Annotated in this window: 11 protein-coding genes; 4 read left to right on the top strand and 7 right to left on the bottom strand. The window is 58.6% G+C overall.

Going from position 1 to position 18,271, the window contains the following annotated elements; genetic code table 11:
* From HZB60_03935 to rsgA, 4 genes are all read right to left on the bottom strand, one after another.
* The coding region (locus tag HZB60_03935; protein MBI5058920.1) for a hypothetical protein at positions 1–2,707 on the bottom strand (2,707 nt) is incomplete at its 3' end.
* A gap of 324 nt (positions 2,708–3,031) precedes the next feature.
* Positions 3,032–4,312 (bottom strand): FAD-dependent oxidoreductase, encoded by a 1,281-nt coding sequence (locus HZB60_03930; protein ID MBI5058919.1) that lies wholly within the window; start codon positions 4,310–4,312, stop codon positions 3,032–3,034.
* Between the two features lie 105 nt (positions 4,313–4,417).
* Positions 4,418–5,596, bottom strand: a complete 1,179-nt coding sequence (locus tag HZB60_03925; GenBank protein ID MBI5058918.1) for a Fic family protein — start codon at positions 5,594–5,596, stop codon at positions 4,418–4,420.
* Between the two features lie 117 nt (positions 5,597–5,713).
* Complete coding sequence (rsgA, locus tag HZB60_03920; protein ID MBI5058917.1) at positions 5,714–6,643, bottom strand: ribosome small subunit-dependent GTPase A; 930 nt, start codon at positions 6,641–6,643, stop codon at positions 5,714–5,716.
* A gap of 205 nt (positions 6,644–6,848) precedes the next feature.
* Between rsgA and HZB60_03915 the strand changes: the two genes are divergently transcribed.
* Positions 6,849–7,994, top strand: a complete 1,146-nt coding sequence (locus HZB60_03915; GenBank protein MBI5058916.1) for a hypothetical protein — start codon at positions 6,849–6,851, stop codon at positions 7,992–7,994.
* An 86-nt stretch (positions 7,995–8,080) separates the two neighbouring features.
* On the opposite strand, the gene HZB60_03910 is transcribed toward HZB60_03915, so the two are convergent.
* Positions 8,081–9,706 carry a hypothetical protein gene (locus HZB60_03910; protein MBI5058915.1) on the bottom strand — a complete coding sequence of 542 codons (1,626 nt, stop codon included), beginning with the start codon at positions 9,704–9,706 and terminating at the stop codon, positions 8,081–8,083.
* Between the two features lie 316 nt (positions 9,707–10,022).
* Between HZB60_03910 and HZB60_03905 the strand changes: the two genes are divergently transcribed.
* Positions 10,023–11,168, top strand: a complete 1,146-nt coding sequence (locus tag HZB60_03905; protein ID MBI5058914.1) for an acyl-CoA dehydrogenase family protein — start codon at positions 10,023–10,025, stop codon at positions 11,166–11,168.
* Positions 11,169–11,266: 98 nt separating this feature from the next.
* On the opposite strand, the gene HZB60_03900 is transcribed toward HZB60_03905, so the two are convergent.
* Positions 11,267–13,441 carry a hypothetical protein gene (locus HZB60_03900; protein ID MBI5058913.1) on the bottom strand — a complete coding sequence of 725 codons (2,175 nt, stop codon included), beginning with the start codon at positions 13,439–13,441 and terminating at the stop codon, positions 11,267–11,269.
* A 316-nt stretch (positions 13,442–13,757) separates the two neighbouring features.
* Here HZB60_03900 and rpsU point away from each other — a divergent pair, with 316 nt between their 5' ends.
* Positions 13,758–13,955, top strand: a complete 198-nt coding sequence (rpsU, locus tag HZB60_03895) for a 30S ribosomal protein S21 (protein ID MBI5058912.1) — start codon at positions 13,758–13,760, stop codon at positions 13,953–13,955.
* A 2,142-nt stretch (positions 13,956–16,097) separates the two neighbouring features.
* Here the strand turns inward: rpsU and HZB60_03890 are convergent.
* Complete coding sequence (locus HZB60_03890) at positions 16,098–17,555, bottom strand: T9SS type A sorting domain-containing protein (GenBank protein MBI5058911.1); 1,458 nt, start codon at positions 17,553–17,555, stop codon at positions 16,098–16,100.
* Positions 17,556–17,915: 360 nt separating this feature from the next.
* Between HZB60_03890 and HZB60_03885 the strand changes: the two genes are divergently transcribed.
* Entirely contained in the window at positions 17,916–18,215 is a 300-nt protein-coding gene (locus tag HZB60_03885; protein ID MBI5058910.1) for a hypothetical protein, read from the top strand.
* Positions 18,216–18,271 lie beyond the last annotated feature (56 nt).

Raw genomic sequence — 18,271 nt, 5'->3', positions numbered from 1 at the left:
TGTTCCAGTCCACCCGCACGCTGTTGTCGCCCGCCAACGCGCTGATGTCGCCCAGCTCGGCGGCCAAGAAGCCTTCGAGGCAGACGCACACACAACCGTTCGCGACACCCGTCAACGTGAATTCAAAGCAACCCGTCAAGGTGTTGTAGTACCACAGCGAGTACGGCAACGCGCCCATCCAGTCCGCGGCGCCCGCATCGCAAACGCGGTCACAACGAGTGGCCAGCGGCGAGCAGCCCGAAGACACGGTCACGATCGGCGTCTTCGCCGGATCCAGCGGATGACCATCCACACTGCAAACCACGATCAGCGTCGGCGCGCCGGCGCACAGGTCAGCACACCAGTAGGCCGGGTAGCTGCCGACATTGTCGTTGTCCGCATGGAACACGACTTCCGGAGTCGGGAAGCACGGGCAAACGCACTGCTCGCAAGACACGGCGAGCACGTACGGACCCGTCGAACCATCGCCATAACCACCGACGTCGATGAAATACGTTCCGGCCGGCAGGCACTGCGAATCCAGGTGGCTGTCGAAACCAATACCACCGTCATCGTCAAAGCCAACCTGCGTCGCGCAGTCAGCGGCCCACAGATACACCCACGAATCCAAGCCGCCGCCGTACGGGAAGTAACCCGGAGTGGCATTGGCAAACACGTCGATGTGCAGGATGCCACAGGTACCTTCCGGAATCACGATGCTGTAGTAGTCATCGTCGCCCGACGGGGACACCGCACCGCAGTAAAAACCGCCGCACTGCACGGGCTGACCCAGCGTACAGGTGTCGTTCGGCTCGAGATCAAGATTCGGGAAATCACAGACCGCCTCCGGCGCACACGGCTCGCAGCTCGTCGTCAACGTGTAACGAAGGCACGGAGTCGGGTTGATCGTCGGAACCACCACGATGATATAGTCGCCCGGATCGAGGCAGCGACGCAGCGTCGCCGTCGAACACGCCGCGACACCAATCGAAGCCAACGTCGTGCCCGGGCATGGCGCCTGAAGCAGGAACAACGCCGTCGCGGATTCGCCAACCACACTGACGGTCAGGCTCTCGCGAGCAGCAACCGTGAGCAGATACCAATCCGTGTCGCGCAGACCCGGGTCAGCAGTACCGTCTTCATACGTACCGCAAACCACATCCGGGCAACCGATCTGGCTGAACACAAAGTTTCCGCTGGCATCGTTGCAACCCGTGTTGTAAAGGTCCGGAATGTTCGGGCAAGCTTCGCCTTCCGGACGACCACCCACCGGGCATTCCTGCGGACACGCCTGGCACTCAGCCGCGCACAGCGTGTAGTCACCGAAGTCACCCGCGCTGTAGGCGTCCACCACGATGTAGTAAAGGCTGCCAGCCGCCAGCGTCAAGCACTCGATCCGGGAGATGTAACTGGCCGAGTAGATCGGCGGATTGGCGCAAGCGTCGTCGCTGCAAGCCACCACCGTCACGCCATCGCTCGCCAAAATGTACAGCTTCGTGTCGTAGTTCGTCAGACCCTGGCACAGGCTGAAGGTCGTCGGAATGCCCGTACCCGTGTACGAGTAAACAACGTCCTTGCCGCTGCTGGTGTACGGGCAAACCGCGTTGTAATTGTCCGTGTACGCGGAATTGTTGCCGTCGACACAGCCACCGGTGTAAGGAATCGCATTGCAAATCAAATCGCCAGCCAACGGCGTCGGGCACGCATTCGCCGTGCAGTTGCCGTCCGCCAGGAAGGACCCGCCCAGACCATTACAATAGGTCTGGAAGACGCCTTCTTCGCAGGTCGGATGGCAAGGATCTCCGCCCACCGGAATATAGCAGCAACGACCGCGCGCCGCCGACACCGGCGGATAGAACACCACCGCACGCCCGCCGACGATCCCGACGAGGTTACAGATGTACTGCAGGCCGTCGGCCATCGGAGCCTCGATACCGACCGTCGCCGAAACCGACGTGTGGGTATATTCCGTCGCATGCCACTGATACTTGATCATGCCCGGCTTCGCCGACGTCGATCCCCACAGGATCGCTTCTACCGACGTAATCCCCGTGCCGGAAAACGGATCAAACCAATGCCACTCCACCACCGTGTAATCGCCAAAATTCTTGTAATAAATGACGCCGTTCGTGCAGGTTCCCGGAGCGACACCCGCGGTTTCCAGCATGTCATCCCAATACACATACAGCGCAGAATTCGTATTCGTCGCACTGATGCAGGAGTTGGAATAACCACTGTTCGAAGCATTTAGCGACAGCATACCGTTGCTGCTCGCCCAGGCCGTCGTGTAGTTCGTTCCGTAGTACGGGAACGTCTCGCCCAACGGGATCGACGTCGCGATGTCGTCGCCACCGGCCATGATCAGGCTGGCCGTGGGATCAGAGCAAAGTTCAATCCAGCCATAGACAACCGAGTCAGCGTTGTTGTCGATCCAACGATAGCCGAACCCATCCGGGCCGCCCACGTTATCCAGCGAACCACCGCTCTCGCGGCTGCCCGGGAAATAGCGGGAAATCAGATCCTTTTCGGCCGGCGTAATCGTCAACCCCTGAAGCATCCGCTCATAGGCTTGCTTCGCCAGGAAGTCCTCGCCGGCAACGGCCCCATTCGATGTCCCCATCGAAGGCCCGTTCACCGCCGTCGCCTTGTTAATGTTATCCACGTCTGCGAGCGCAAGGCTACAACACATCGCGACGAGCATGGTACAGAAAATCAACGCCTTCTTCATGCGGTTTCTCCTTAGTCCTAACGGTTCGGATTTCACCCTGAAAATTGGTTACGAGTCAACGCCTAAAATATAGTTACCATGTTTAGCCGATGCAATCGATTTCCTAACATTAGTACTGAAACTTTATTAATTATTGACCGAGTTAGTAATATTCCTGATACTGTTTTTTAACAATTTAAGTAACAGCCCGAATCCCACAATTCCCCTGACCCGGCAAAAAAGAGGCGTACCTGCTTTGGCACGCTCTTTTCACCTAAGTCCAGCAATCCTTGTGGGTCAGCTACATATCTGCCCTTACTCTGACTTGCCCTATCCTCGGCAGGCTCAGACGGCCACCCCGGTCATGAATTCTTCCGGGGTCGCGTCTTCGGCGAACAACCGGTCCAGCTTCCCTTCCACCCGCGCCCGCTGCGCCATCAACTTCCGCAGCCGACGGTCACCGTGACGGTCCCCCATCAACACTCCGGCTACCAATACGCCTTCCTTCGTGACCACCTGCCGGTGAACCATCTCCGTGCTGAGATCATGAATGTCGAAGCCTGGCTTATGCCGCAGATCCCAGGCTCCGATCACGGCAATCGGCAGCGTGAACAGCGCATCGAGATTGTACAGCACGTCTTCCTTCCACGGCGTGTGCTTGCCCAGCATGTTTCCCGCCGCCGTGCGTGCTTCATCCAGCGCCACGTTCCACGTATTGCAGTGCACCACACGCCCCTCCGGCAACCGCACCAGCGCCACGTCCCCTGCCGCATAGACATCCGGGACCGGCGCTTCAAGATATTCGTTCACGATCAGTTTGCCGTCGGTGAGCACCGGCGACCCCTGCAGGAACCCAATCGTCGGTTCCACTCCCACACACTTCGCCACAAAATTCGTCTCAAGCACTTTCCCCGATTGGGTCACTACTCTCGCCAGCCATTCCCCCGCCGCGCTCCGCTCACCATCCTGCGGCAACGGGGGGACCGCGGGGTGATCCGCCTCAAACCGCGCCACCTCCTCGTCGAACAGTACGGTCACGCCCGCCGCTCCCAGCGCGCGTTCAATGTACTTGCTGCCCGAGGCGTCAACCGTACCTGAGCCCAGATATTTCCCGCGCACGAGCAGCGTGACCTCCCAGCCGAACCACTCGTGAGCGCAGCGCGCGAATTCCAATCCCAGAATCCCCGCGCCGATGATCACCGCGTGTTTCACCTGTTCCTTCATCGCGAAGATGCGCTGCGCGTCCTCCAGTGAGTGATAGGTAAAGATCCCCGGCAGTTGCTCGCCCGGCACGTGAAGTCGCCGCGGCTGCGCACCCGTCGCGATCAGTAGTTTGTCATATCGATAAACTTCGCCGGATTGGCCGAATACCTGCTTCCGGCCGACATCCACGCGCAGCGCACGCTCGTTCAGTACGCGAATCCGCCGCTCGGCCCACCAGTAGGGCGGCCGCGGCTGCAGCCGTTCCAGCGGCTTCTCCTCGAACACGCCTTCGAGATCGAGCCGCAGATAAAAGTGCCGCGAGTCGCCGTTCAAGATGGTGATCTCCGCCTCGGGATCCTGCCGACGAAGCGACTCCGCCGCGTTCGCCCCCGCGGCACAAAAACCAATGATTAAGTGATGCACGATGACGTAATTGAATGGTGAGGAGTGAAGAGCCCGAGGTCTAAATTCCGGGAGGTGTCGGCCGCGATGGGACGCCGGAAACAACCCGTCCAAGCGCGGTCCGATCTATGGGCACAGCGTGGGCGGGAGGTAGGAGAGGATGATACGCTTATTGGGAAGTAAGTTGCCTTCGACATCCACGGTTACCAACCGCTCAGACTTCAGCACGCCGAGATCCCGCGCCAGCGTCTTCGGTGTCACCTGCGCGTAAGCCTGAGCAACGCGTCCGGAAATGCTGGTAAGCTCCTTCTGACTGACCGGAGTGCCCCGCGCCGTCAGGTCATGCATGAGATCTCGGCGACGCCGGTCGGCGGTCGCCTGCGACGAGCCGAACCTCTGGAAGATCAGGTCGCGCCACATCACGTCAACTTGCTGCTCGCGAACGTACGCGAGTTGATCTCTGAGCCCGTCGCGAAATCCCGTTACCGCGTACTCAAGAAAGGGAATCACGTCGCCGCCGGAAATCGAGGCTTCCTCAAGCTGGCGGTAGTATTCAGATCGAGTCGCGTTAAAGTGATTGCTCATCAAGTGCACTGCGGGCGCCGGGATGCCCGCTTGAAGCAGGATTTGATATTCGACCAGTCGCGCTGTTCTGCCGTTGCCATCGGAGAAGGGGTGGATCCATGCGATGTAGAGATGGACCAACAGTGCGTTGACGATGCCGTTCACGATTGGGGATTCATCGGTGATCGAAAGCGATGCTATCCACTCGGTCATTCGATCAAGCAGGTATGCACAGTCTTCAGCGGGCGCGCCGCGATACATTCCCACCGCAATCGCGTGTGTTCTGATTTGGCCGGGGATTACGTGTTGGGCGAGGGGAAGGTCCCGAAGGATCCACCTGTTGAAATCGCAAATTCGGTCGGTCTTCAGTCCGGCGAAATGGCTTCCGGGAATTGATCGTCCCACGAACATCTGGTTGAAGATATCGTCGTACGCTCTCGCAATGTTGCGCACTTCCGTTATCAAGTAAGCTTGTGACGGCGGGAGCGTGAGCTTCCCTTCAATCTCAAGTCCGACTTGTTCGTCGGTCAGTGTGTTTCCCTCAATCGCTGTCGTCGCTTTGGCACCGCGGGCAAGGTAATAACGATTGATCCTACTGGCTGTCTCCGGCAATAGCGGAACACCCGCCAAGTGCTCACATTTGGACTGACACTCGCCGAGCAACAGCCACAACTTGGCAGGAAATGTAGAGGGATCAAACTCAAACTTGAGCCACGGATGCGTCGTTTGAAATGTCCGCACAGATGTCCTCGTTTAATACTTGATATTATAGAAATAACACAGAACAACCGACCTTGGTTTGTCCACAAATATAGCAATAATTGTGCTGAAAATCAAGACGACATGTTTCACCGTACATCATGATAATTCTCCAATAATCCGCACGTACGACTTCAACCGCGACGCCGCTAACGCCCCGGACTCTACCGCGATCTGAATCGCGCAGCCCGGCTCGCCCGCATGACCGCAATTCGTGAACCGGCAATTCACCGCATGCTCATGCAAATCCGGAAACAGCTCAATCAAACTCGCGCGGTCAATCCCCCACGGCGTGAAACTCTTCATCCCGGGAGTATCGATCAGAAAAGATGAATCGGCTGCCGCCCCGCTCGCGGGGGGGGTAGGGAGCGGCGCCCCGAAAGGCACCAACAGCGCTGCCGAAGTCATGTGCGTGCCCTTGCCGCTCCACGCGCTGATCTCCCGCGTGCGTAGATCCGATCCCGGAACCAACCGATTCACCAGCGAACTTTTCCCCACGCCCGAATTGCCCGCCAAAGCCGTGACCCCGTGCGCGATTTCCGCGCGCAAGACCTCACAACCCGCTCCCGTCTCGTTCGACACTGAAAAAATCGGCAGGTCGAACGCATCATAGGCGTCGCGAACTTCGCGCTCGCGCACGCCGTCCTCCGCCAGATCGCGCTTCGTCAACACGAGCAGCGGCGGTACTCCGCCCCGCAGCGCCGCCACCAGAAATCGATCCATCGTCGCGGTCTTCGTCGGCGGATGCGCCAGCGCGGCAATGATCAGCACGCGGTCCACATTAGCGAACAGCACTTGCCGCTCGCTGCGCAGACCCTTTCGCACAAACTCGTTCGAGCGGGCCTCCGCGGACTCGATCATCCACTGCTCCCCCTCCCGCGACAGCTCGACCCGATCCCCCACAACCAACGGTTGCTCCCCGCGCGCAAACAGCCGGCCGCGCGCCAGAGCGTCCACGGCCTCGCCGCTGTCACGCGTGACCGCGCACCGCTTCCCCGCCACCAAGGCAACCCGTCCCCGCTCAGCCATCCCTGCTCCGCTAACTCCTTGTTTCTGCTAATCCCCACTGTTCCAATTTACGGCTTTTGCTCCAAAATATCAACTCCTTACCTATGCGGTTGACCCGTGGGAACGGATTCGCTATATTGGGGTAGAATGGAAAGCGGCGAAGCAACAGGCAAGACTGTGATGCCGCTCGCCGATTTGTCGCATTCGTGAAGCTTCAAGTACTACCATGATCGAATCCCCGTCCCCGTTCGCCAAGCCAGATCCCAATCTGCGGATCAAAGCATACACGGCCGTCGTACCGCGACCCACCGCCGAAGAAATTGCTCGCTTCCCCGACGACGCGCGTCTGCTGCTTGACCGCATCTGGGCCCGACACAATGAGCTGATCCCCTACGGGCAGTACGGCCTCGACTGGATACGCGGACGGCACTTCGTCCTCGCCGGAGCGACGGGGCCGGGTCTGGGCGGCGCAATCGAGAGTGCCGTTCGCAGATTCACCGCCGTCGATGGCAGCGTGACCGTGCTCGCGCGCGATCTCTCGCGTTCCGTCGGATTCGAGATGGGCAAACAGATGGTCGAACGTGCCGAAAAGATGGGATTCGGTCCGCGCTATCACCTCTCCAATGACGGCATGGCCCTCGACGGCCCCGCCTTCGAATGGCTCTTGAATACGCTGCGTGAAGCCGGCACCAAAGAAGTTATCTATGTCAATTGCGTCGCCGCGGCCATGGCCGGTATGCTGCCTGATCTGCCGCCGGTCTATGTCAAGGATGTCGATGAGGAAGGTCTGTTCCAATACAAGCTCGGACCGCTCACGGATCAGCAAATCGAGAACACGCGGCATGTCATGGGCCGCATGGCCGTCGAATTCCCCCAGGCTCTCGCCGCGGCGGGCATTAAAGTCCGCGTGACCTGCTACATCGATTGGCGCGGAAGTCTCGACGTGATCAGCCGCGATCCCGAGACTCCATTCTATGGCCGGCAGGGTCCCTATTCCACAAGTCTGTATCTGCCCAAAGAATTCTTGCAGGCCGATACGATTAAAGCCTACGGCCACGGCCGCGTCGTGCTTGACGCCTTCCTGCCCGTGATGCGCACCCGCGCGCTCGGCTTCATTCCGGGCGCGATCCCGCAAGCCTACATCGTCGAAAAAATGATGAAAATGTCCGGCATCCGCCATCGCGACGTCCCCGAACTGGCGCTGGGTACGCTCGATCAAATCGGCCGCGCGGTCTCCGGCGGCGCCTACAATCCCTTTCCGCGCCTCGACGACCACGAAATCCCCCTCGAAGAGTGGTACTGGCAGATCGTGCAACGACTCTGCGATGATCCCGACCACGAGTTCTACTGGAAGAAGTGGATCGAAATGTGAGAATCATGCGACAACCACCAAACGACAAAGCCCGGGGTGCTGAGCCTCGGGCTTTCAAATGCGCGTGCCTGAGTTCTACTGCGATGTCAGTTTCGCAGAGCCCATTGATCGAGTCGCGCTCGCAACTCACGTATTTCGCTTTCTAATCTCTCGTTTCTCATTTCCAATTGCTCGGTTCGCTTCGCCAGCTCCTGAATCGCCGCCAGCGCCACGCCGTCGGGGTCAATCGTGGAGATCTTCATGCTGTCCCCCCCGGCGTGAAACTGATTCCAGAAATCCTGAGCCATCGGACCGATGTGCTGCAATTGAGGATCACCGTGCTTGTGGTGCCAGCGATAGACCGGAAGCGCCATAAGCTTGTTCAGCAGCTCGCGACCATCGACCCGGCCAAGCTTCGTCTTCAGCGTGCTGTCGCAAACGGAGTTCCAGGTATTGTCTCCGGCCAGCAGCGTTACTCCCACGTCCGCCGCGGCGCTCGTCCACATCCGGATGCCGCCCGAAGCTCGAACGCTGAACGTATTGATCCCCGGCGACGACAGCGTGGCATCTGTCGAGTCCGCCCAGACGAAGGCACCCGCGTCGTTCGCGTTCGCCCGCCGTCCCGCCGCGAACGAATAGCGAGCGCTCGCGGTGTTCTGGCGTCCGCCGGCAACTGTGGAGTAGTACCCGCCCGCCGTGTTGTGAACTCCGCCAAGCACGGAGCCGCCTTCCAGCGACGTGTTGTTGCTGTCCCCGCCGCAGATCACGGAATAGGGACCCTGCGCCATGTTGTCCCGTCCGCCGCCGACGAAACCGTTGATCCCGGCAAAGTTATTCGCTCCGCCGACGACCACGCCTTCCGTGCCGGAAACCCAGTTGGCCACTCCACCGCACACCACGGAATAGTTGCCGTCCGCATCGTTGGAGGAACCACCGCCGATCACGGTGTAGTCGCCGCCGATATCATTCAAATAGCCGCCTCCGAGGGTCGAATAACTGGCAGCGGATTGTATGCGATTGACGTTCCCGCCGCCCAGCACGGCATAACCGCCATCCGCGTCGTTGCCCCGTCCTCCCGCGACGACCGCGGCGAAACCATTGGCTGAATTAGAATCAATGTCCGTTGCGCCACCACCGCCGAGCACCGAGGAGTAGTCGCCGCGGACCCGGTTGCCACGACCAAAACAAACGCTGTTCGCTCCGGTTGCCACGTTAGTCCGACCGACCGCGAGCGATTGGCTCCCGGTAACCGTATTTCCGTCACCGATGCTGCCGCTGCCGATGATCGAAAAATCACCCGTAACCGTGCCGCCGGTCGCGCCGTCCACGGACCACACCCGATAAGCCCACGGTTCGGCCGTGAGCCGTTGGCGCGGAGTCATCTCGGCATTGGTCCCCACCCGGACCGCCAGCCACAAAGTAGAATCAGCGAACAGATCACTGATCGGAACGAGCGAGCCCAACTGCAAGTGAAACAGCCAATCCGTTACCAGTACACTGGCATACGTCTCGCTCCAATTGGACGTGCCGCCCGTCGAGTCGGGGAAGATCGAGACTCGCATCGCCACCGTCGTGTCCAGCGGCACACCGGCGCTGTTGCTCAGGTAGCCCTGATAGTTGATCAGCGGCGGGACCGCCGACGCCGTGGCGATCAAGAGGTGAACCGTGAAAGCGATAGCGAGGAAGCAGCGCATTTTCGTCTCCGGTAAATAGATTACATCAATTGTGGACAAGAACGAATGAATATAGGTACGGCGGACCAGCATGTCAAGCCGTCGTATGGGGCATTTGAAATTCGTCAGCCAGCCCTGCCGACCGCCGGTCTGACTGGGCAGCCGCCGCCCGAGCTGCTTCCGGAGTAACTCCCAAACACGAGGCCTCGTGACCAGCTGATTCCCGGTCGAGTCCGGGCAAGTCACCGATTATCAAGCAATCAGAGTCAAACGGTCCATTTCTCTTTGTGACTTTCTTCACTATCTTTTTTGCGCGTGTTTTCCTACATTGTTGCCACGAAGAATTAACGATTCATCCCCATTATAGGCTATTGTCATGGATTACTTCCTGACCGAAGATCAGATCGCCCTCCGCGACCTCGCCCGAAAGATCGCCGACGAAAAGGTCCGGCCCGTCGCCGCCAAGCATGACCGCGATGGGACCTTCCCCTGGGACATCGTCAAGGTCTTCGCCGACGCCGGCCTGTTCGGAATCGTCATTCCCGAGGAGTACGGCGGTCTCGGCATGGGAGTCTTCGAACTTGCGATCGTGACTGAGGAGCTGTCCAAAGCCTGCGGCGGTATCACCCTCGCGCTGGCCGCGTCGGCACTCGGCACCTTCCCCGTCCTTCTGAGCGCCAACGACGAACAGCGAAAGCGCTACTTGCCCGATCTCGCCGCCGGCAAGTACCTCGCCGCGTTCGGACTCACCGAACCCGGCGCCGGATCCGATGCCGGCTCGATGCGCACACGCGCGGTCCGCGACGGCGATGACTACATTCTCAACGGCTCCAAGATCTTCATTACCAACGGCGGCGTCGCGCATCTCTACACCATCATCGCCGTCACCGATCCCGAAAAAGGCTCGCGCGGAACCTCGGCCTTCATCGTGCAGGATGATTACCCCGGTTTCAAGGTCGGCAAGCACGAAGACAAGATGGGCATTCGCGCCTCGGCCACCAACGAAATCATCTTCGAAGATTGCCGCGTGCCCGCCATCAATCGCATCGGCCGCGAAGGCGAAGGCTTCCTCGTCGCCATGAAGACGCTCGACAAATCGCGCCCCGGCGTCGCCTCGCAGGCGCTCGGCATCGCGCAAGGCGCGTTCGATCTCGCCGTGGACTATGCGAAACATCGTTCGCAGTTCGGCCATCCGATCATCAGTTTGCAGGCGATTCAGTTCATGCTCGCCGACATGGCCACGGCCATCGAGTCCGCGCGCGCGCTGCTCTATGCCGCCTCGCGGCACATCGACGCCAGTGACGGCAAGGGCATCGGAATCTACTCCGCGATGAGCAAGCTGCTCGCCAGCGATGTCGCCATGAAGGTCACCACCGACGCCGTACAGATTTTCGGCGGCTACGGCTACATGCGCGACTATCCCGTCGAGAAATTCATGCGCGACGCCAAGATCACGCAGATCTACGAAGGTACAAATCAGATTCAGCGACAGGTCATCGGTAACGCAATCATAAAGGGCTGAGGGGAGGAAGATCTGAAACGTGAAACTTGAAACGTGAAATGCGCAAGCCCGAGGCGAATTGCCTCGGGCTTGCGTTTCTGGTGTGGAGGGTTGGTGACTTACGGGCAGCGCGAAATCACCGCGTAATTCGCATAGCCCGTGCCCGCCGCTGAAACCGTGAATCCCATCAACTGCCCGGCGGCGGATGCGGTGGCCGTCCCCGCGGTGATCCACCCCGGACTGGGCGGAGGCGTCGGCTGGTTAGGATTCGTCGTCTGATATAAGGTGAATGTCCCCGCCTGCGGAGCCGTGAAGTTCAGATTGACCTGCCCGCTCACCCATTGAATCGTCAGATCGCCAACCGCCGCACACGGACTCGGCGGCGTGATGTAGTTCGTGTAGAGCGGAGAATCCCAGGCCGCCAGCGCATCGATGTTCTCGCCCAACGATGTGACCAAATAGGGCAGCGAAACGCCGTCCAGGAAAGAGAAGTAGATCATCCCCGGATCGAGAAAGCCCGACTCGTCCTCCGGCGTAAACGGGTCGTCCACATCCACGCTGAACATCAATGCCAATCCCGCGCCGCCCAACACATTGCTATAGAGCCAGCAAAACTCCATCGCGTCGAGATCCACTCCCAGGGGCAGTCCAAGATGAAATGCCGGATCAACCGCCATAATGAATCCACCGCCCGGCCCGCCGCCAAGCTTCTCATAAACCGCACCGGGATTCAGGCCAAAACTGGCCTCGTGATCCACGGAGAAATACCAGACGTTACATTGACCGGTGCGGATGTCGAGACCATCAACATCGTCATCAACTTGCGGCATTAACCCGTCGGGATCGGGACCGAGGCTCGGATGCAACTCCAGTTCTGATTGAAACGGATATTGAAAGACGACCGGCGCGCCGCCGGGCATCGCGGCCACGGTCAATCCCAGAACCTCGTCGTGACGACCGGCCTGACCGTACAGATCGCCCTGCATCGGCGAACCGCTGCTCGTTGCCACACTGAACGGATTCGCCCAGTTCGGCTCTTCATCATCGTCGAACGAGATGAAAAAGTTGTCCGCGTCGTGAACGCAGCCCGCGAGGAAGAATCCGATCGGACCCTGATTCGGGCCGTAAGCAAAACTGGATAGGTTGAAATCCAGGAAGTCGTAGTCATCGATGTCGAGATAAGCAAGTGGCCCATACGGACCCACGCCGCACGGAGCGCCCGTCAATGGCGGCGGTCCATCGGGCGCAACCGGAGGCGGATCGAAACCGTACAGCACCTCGTCATTGTACATGCCGTCCACGCCGCCCGGCGGCAGTAACGGAGTGTGCCATTGATAGACGTCCGCCGGGTCAAACACCTCGTTGCCCGTGGACGGAGTATCGCTCAGCTCCGCGTCCCCGCCGATGTCCACCGAGAAATCCAACCATGCCGTATAGAGTGAATCCGGCTCCGTCAAGGGATTCGGGGCATCAATGCTAAGTCGGATCATGCCGTTCTGGTTCGCGCTATTCTCGTCCGGCTTCCGGATGCCGAAGTTCCCGAGCGGGCAAGGGTCGTTCACCTCAGCATAAGCGATCAGTTCGACTTCCACCGTGGTCAACGCCTGTCCGACGAAGGTGTTGATCGCGAAACTCTGGTTGAGGAGCTGGTTGAACCCCGAGATGGTGGCCAGGTTGAAGTCGAAACGGCCGAGCAACTGCTCCATGCCGTTCACCCAGATCCGCGCCGTCGTCCAGCAGTTTTCGTCCTCATTATAGAACGGCGGACGCTCCGATCCGTACGGACCGCTAATGCCGCCGAAGTGATCCCAGCTCACATAGATCGTAATCGGTGACCCGGGGGGCGCGCCGGTTACATCGAAGACAAACCCAACGTCCAGCGTATCCGAGGCGACCGCGCGATGCTGCTCCGTGTAACAATACACCACCGGATTGATCATGTACGAGATCGTCACCGCGTTCGTATTGACGCCGTCGAGATAGGCGTAGGTCGCCGTGTAGCCGTCGGCTGTCGTAGGACTCTGCTCGCAGCTCATCGGCCCTGTACTCTCTTCCTCTTCGCGAATCTGCGCCAACCCCAGTTGATGCCCCCAGATATTCGCGAACAGTGTATTGGCAAAGAAACTGTTCTCGGTCGGGCTCGGGTATGGATTGAAACAACTGTTATCCGCCGAGCACCAGCCGGACGCATATCCGCTGAATGCGTACTGGCCCCAGACCTGCGCAGTCGCATCCCGCAGCGTCATCGACTGAGCAGCGATCAATAGCAGCAAAGTTACTACGCGGTTACGCATGGGTGGCCCTCCCGGTGATTTGAGGTCAACCGGCATTCCGGCAAGTTGACAGCTATGTTAAATCTTCACCAACTCTCTAATATACACACACAGCTTCCGGATTACAATATCCTGTACACATATTCATGAAATCACCTCTCCAACCTCCTGTTATTGTTTCATCACCGTCGATTGCCCGCGATCGCGCCCACCCCGGCTCCGCGAAGGAGTTGACAATCCCGGGAGGCTTGGTTATATTGTTGTGCTGAACTATCTAACCCACGGTGCCGCTTCGCCGCGACATGTGGTTAAAAACCGCGAGAGGAGGTGAATAACATTGCCGTTTGTCAAAATCCGTGAAGGTGAACCGTTCGATCGCGCCTTCCGCCGCTTCTCCAAAGCCTGCGAAAAGGCCGGCTTAATGGCCGAAATCCGCCGTCGGCAACGCTTCGAAAAGCCCTCCGAAATCAAAAAACGCGAGGACAACGCCGCCCTCCGCAAGCAGCGAAAGATGCGCGCCTACGATAACCGCTGATCCCGCGGTTTCGGACTGCTCAAGTATGACAAAGCGCCTGACCACCCCGGTCAGGCGCTGCTCGTTGCATGATCAACACGACGGCGCTGTATTTAACAATCAGGAATCGACCCGGTTGCAGCGCCGCACGGGCTTGTTGCCGAAAAGACTTCGCCGAGGCACCCGTCCCCGGGTGCCCGGAATCTGAGAAGAAACTTACAAGTTCGATGAAGATCAGGGCGTGACTCACCCCGATTCCGGCGGGGCGAGGGCACCCCGCTCGGCGGATTCTCGTTTGGGCAACAAGCCCGCATAGCTGTGCGTGAAATCTCCGTAGCGCCGCATCAATATGCGCTCGGTTAGATTGCTCGCTTTTGACTATCGAAAGAGTCTAACATTCTCTCCAGAGCGGGACACGTGCCGCACACATGCCGCCGCGTGAAAGACTCGGTCGTAGACAGACGCCGAATGAAAGCGTCGCGAACGACAAGTGATGGTTCCACTCGCTAGTAAGTTGAGAAGTCATCGCGAACCGCAGTTGACCCCAGACAACCGAGGTTAACTTCCTCGATGTTGACACGCCCAGTTCCGCGTAGAGGTCATTCGACTCTCCTCGAAACCCTTGGGCTTCTCCACTTGGGAACTTAAGCCAACCCACCGCGCCACGCATGTAGCCAATAGCGAGATCGGGACTTAGGTCATACACGTGAGGGCGGGCGAAAAGGTGATACTCAACCCCCACCCCAATCGTGAAAGCATATGCACGACCGCCTTCCTGGCCACGGTAGTCAGTCGCCCTTTGGAATTCGGAGTAGTTGAAGTTGAATGTACTGTACGAACTAGATAAGCCGACTCCGAGTCTTGCCCCCAACATGGACGCAATGCGCATTCTGAAACTAAGACCGCCAGCTGAATAGTACTTCAAATCACTGTTATCAAACGGATAAGGCACCCCAACCTGCACGGACAATGAACGTGATCGAATCGCACGCGCCGTCTTCGGCAAGTTCGCTTTCTCAACTGCGGATCGACCTTCTGGTGCGCCGTCATGCATCTGAGCAAGTGACGGAATCGCAAGTACACAGAAAACCAAAAAGCGAGCACCCCGCATCCAAAACATGGATTCGGATAACTTGCCTTGATCTGGAGACCGGTTGTCTTGCTGCAAGTTCATGAATGGACCCTTAGACTTAAATCGCCGCATTGTGGAGGGGATAACGTGCACTCTTCGCATGGATACCAAGTGGAAAGTCCGTCACTTCACTATGGACTTCCCTGCAGTCTCCCTCCTCACCGAATATGACAAAACGAGTCACTATTGACGCGCACGTCTCGACCAAAGAACAGAGCGTCGAGATGCAGCTCCGCGACGCGAAGTGGTGCGCCAAAGACCGGGGCCGCTCCGCAGCTGAGGTCTACGTGAACGCCTTCGACGACCGTCCACCGACGCCTTTAGTGCACGGTCGACGAGCAGGGCAGACCTCTGCAGGGAGCGGAGAGTTTTCAAACTGCGATGGACAAAACAAAAAACACCTCGCCGCAGGACGCAGCAAGGTGTCGATGATGGTTCGTCGAGGTGTGGGCCGTCCGTCAGGAACGGCCAGAATGCTCGGCAGGAAGATACTCATGGTCGGCATGTCAAACCTACTTCCGTTGGTCCCCCCAAGGTCGTGTCCATAGCTTAACAATGAATATCGAAAAAGTCAAGTGAAAGATGTTACAATCGCGTCACGCGGCCAAGGCTGGACCATTTGCCACATTGACGGCACGGTGTCAAAGCGATGGGGCCCGAAGGACCACGGAGCGTCCATTTCACTTCTTCGCCGAGCGGGGACTGTGTCCCCGCCGGAAGGCACCGATCTTACGCCACAACTTGCGTCAAGCGTCCACGAACAGGAACAGATTCCGAGCAACCACGGACGGGTACCTCGGCGAGGTCCTTTCGGAAACACGCCCGCCTGGACATCCGCTCAGAACATCCGCCTCGCGCCCACGAATCTCACTCGCACGGTTCTCTCCCGAGCGGAGCACGCGCCGTATATGCCGCCGCTTGAAAGGCCATGATGTCTCCTGATATTCTGGTTTGCCCCGCAGTTTGTATGGCAAAGGAGGTGCCTCGATGGGGGGCGGAGGATGAAGAGATGAGAGATTGCGAGTGAAATATTACCGCAGCAGCACCAGCTTTCCCCGATAGGAGGTCCCGGCACCCGAGATGATGGACCAGTAAGTCCCCGTGCTCAGGCCTGCCGCATCAAAGAAAGCCTCATGAAATCCCGGACAGGACGCGGTACTCCTGAGGCCGCCGACTCGCCGTCCGAGGAGATCAAAAATGTCGATGGCTACTGGTCCACCCTGTGGAGTGAAGAAGCGGAGCGTCGTGGTAGAGTTGAACGGATTGGGATACACTTGATAGTAGGCGTCGGGAACCGGCGGTCGGTGGGCCTCATCGACGTATAATAGCTCGCGCCCCTCGAACAAAGCATAGTGGCCCCCGTGGTGGCTATTGAGGGTGTCACGGTAGCCACCATAGGTTGCCACGCCAGTGTCTGATGCGAGCACCATGGGACCGCCATAGGTGTTAAACCAGTTCTCAACCAAATAATCGGCGGACCATATCACACGCGCTTGTCGGTCCAGTCGCGCGATGAAGCGGGCACTAGTCCCAAACGGAGGGACATGTGAGTCACGCATCGCCGATATCACAACCGACCCATCGTTCAGGGATGTTAGCCTATATATACTGCTGAATAGATCGAGATGATTCAGCGTATCGAATGAGACCATGTATCCGTCATGATCCGCACGAAGAAGGTACGCACCGACGTAGTTCTTGGTGCCGCTGATCACATAACCTCCACAGCCATCGCCACAAGCCGCTGTGACATGGAAGTTCGTGTCGGGAGCCGAGTAGATTCTGGTCCAGAGGGTGTCACCATTCTGGTCGATGTTAATCAGGTATGGTTGATAGAGGATCGGCATTGCACGCGTATCGACTACATCCCCCGCCAGCAAGTATCCCCCGTCGCCGTTCTCGACCACAGCCCTTATGTCAATACGCGTGAAGCGGCCACGAGTGAACTGCCGCGTCCACAACGTGTCACCCGCCAAGTCAAGTCGAATCGCATAGCCGTCGAGATGGGAGTCGGTTGAATTCACCGTTTGGGCGAATGCAATGGCACCACCGTCCATCGTCCCCATAATGTGCGTCGCGACACTGAACTCCAGATGGCCATAGGATCTTGCCCAGAGCGTGTCGCCTGCGGAATTGAATTTGAGAATCATGATTCGCGGTGCCGGACTGACATCGTAGCCCCCCACCGCCACTACGCTTCCGTCACCTGTCAGCGCTGCACCGATCAGATAGTTCTCTTCCTGCATGTTACTAACATGACTCCATTGGACCGTCCCAAATCTGTCCAATTTACGGATGATCCCGTCCCACTCTGCATACGCCGTATCAGAGATGTAGCCCGTGCTGACGAACCCTCCGTCCGGCATCGCGACCAGGGACGTCGAAATCTCGATGCTGTACTCGCTGAAGCTGCGGGTCCATATGGTATCAAGCTGCGCGTGGCCAGACAGGGCGACCAACAGCACTCCCACGAGTGCCACTGCCATCATGCAAGATCGCGGATTGCGTCGGAGACGTTGTTCATTCATAAATAGAATCCTGAAACAAAACACACCTCGCCGCAAGCAGCAAGGTGTGCAGGAAGGAGAATCGAATTTGACCGTCGGGGACAGGGAGTTGGACTGTACGCATCGGACTGGACAGTTAGGGGTTGATTTGGTAGATTAGGCGCGGGGTCAGCAAGGAGCCAAGGATGCCACGTCAGAGCAGGATCTTCAGTCCGGAGTTTAAGCGGCGGGTGGTGGAAGAGCTGGAGTCGGGTCAGGGTCAGGCGGCGGTGGCGCGAATGTATAAACTGATCCCAATTTGCCTCGGCACCGTCGCTGCCGGAGCTGCTCGCCGATCAGCAGATGAAAGGCGAGATCATCCAACAGCGGACACAGCAGATTCACCTTCAAGAAAATAGCCTTGGCGAGCGTCAGCTCAAGCCCGTCCAGAGTCCGCACTTCGCCATGGCCACGCTGAAAAAGGAAGAAGTTCATCTGTCCAACTGCGACACGTTCGCAGGAGCACAGGCCCAGCCGCCGCACTTCATCGACCGGGTCCGCAATCGCGATCGACGCCACTCGGCCCTCGGATATCTATCCCCGATCGAGTCCGAACTCAAATCAAGACAACCCTCAACACCGCAGCTAACTCAACACAGCTGACTGTCCAGTTTTTGGGGTACACTCCATCGCGTGTCATGCGCCCCTCCGTGCCGGTT

The sequence above is a fragment of the candidate division KSB1 bacterium genome (genome assembly GCA_016214895.1).
GTDB lineage: Bacteria > Electryoneota > RPQS01 > RPQS01 > RPQS01 > JACRMR01.
This window is presented reverse-complemented; position numbering and strand designations above follow the sequence as displayed.

What these genes read in the sequence shown, in the direction of transcription:
- HZB60_03900 (MBI5058913.1), bottom strand. Translation starts at nt 13,441, where the DNA reads ATGCGTAACCGCGTAGTAACTTTGCTGCTATTGATCGCTGCTCAGTCG.
- HZB60_03905 (MBI5058914.1), top strand. Translation starts at nt 10,023, where the DNA reads ATGGATTACTTCCTGACCGAAGATCAGATCGCCCTCCGCGACCTCGCC.
- HZB60_03885 (MBI5058910.1), top strand. Translation starts at nt 17,916, where the DNA reads ATGAAAGGCGAGATCATCCAACAGCGGACACAGCAGATTCACCTTCAA.
- HZB60_03915 (MBI5058916.1), top strand. Translation starts at nt 6,849, where the DNA reads ATGATCGAATCCCCGTCCCCGTTCGCCAAGCCAGATCCCAATCTGCGG.
- rsgA (MBI5058917.1), bottom strand. Translation starts at nt 6,643, where the DNA reads ATGGCTGAGCGGGGACGGGTTGCCTTGGTGGCGGGGAAGCGGTGCGCG.
- HZB60_03890 (MBI5058911.1), bottom strand. Translation starts at nt 17,555, where the DNA reads ATGATGGCAGTGGCACTCGTGGGAGTGCTGTTGGTCGCCCTGTCTGGC.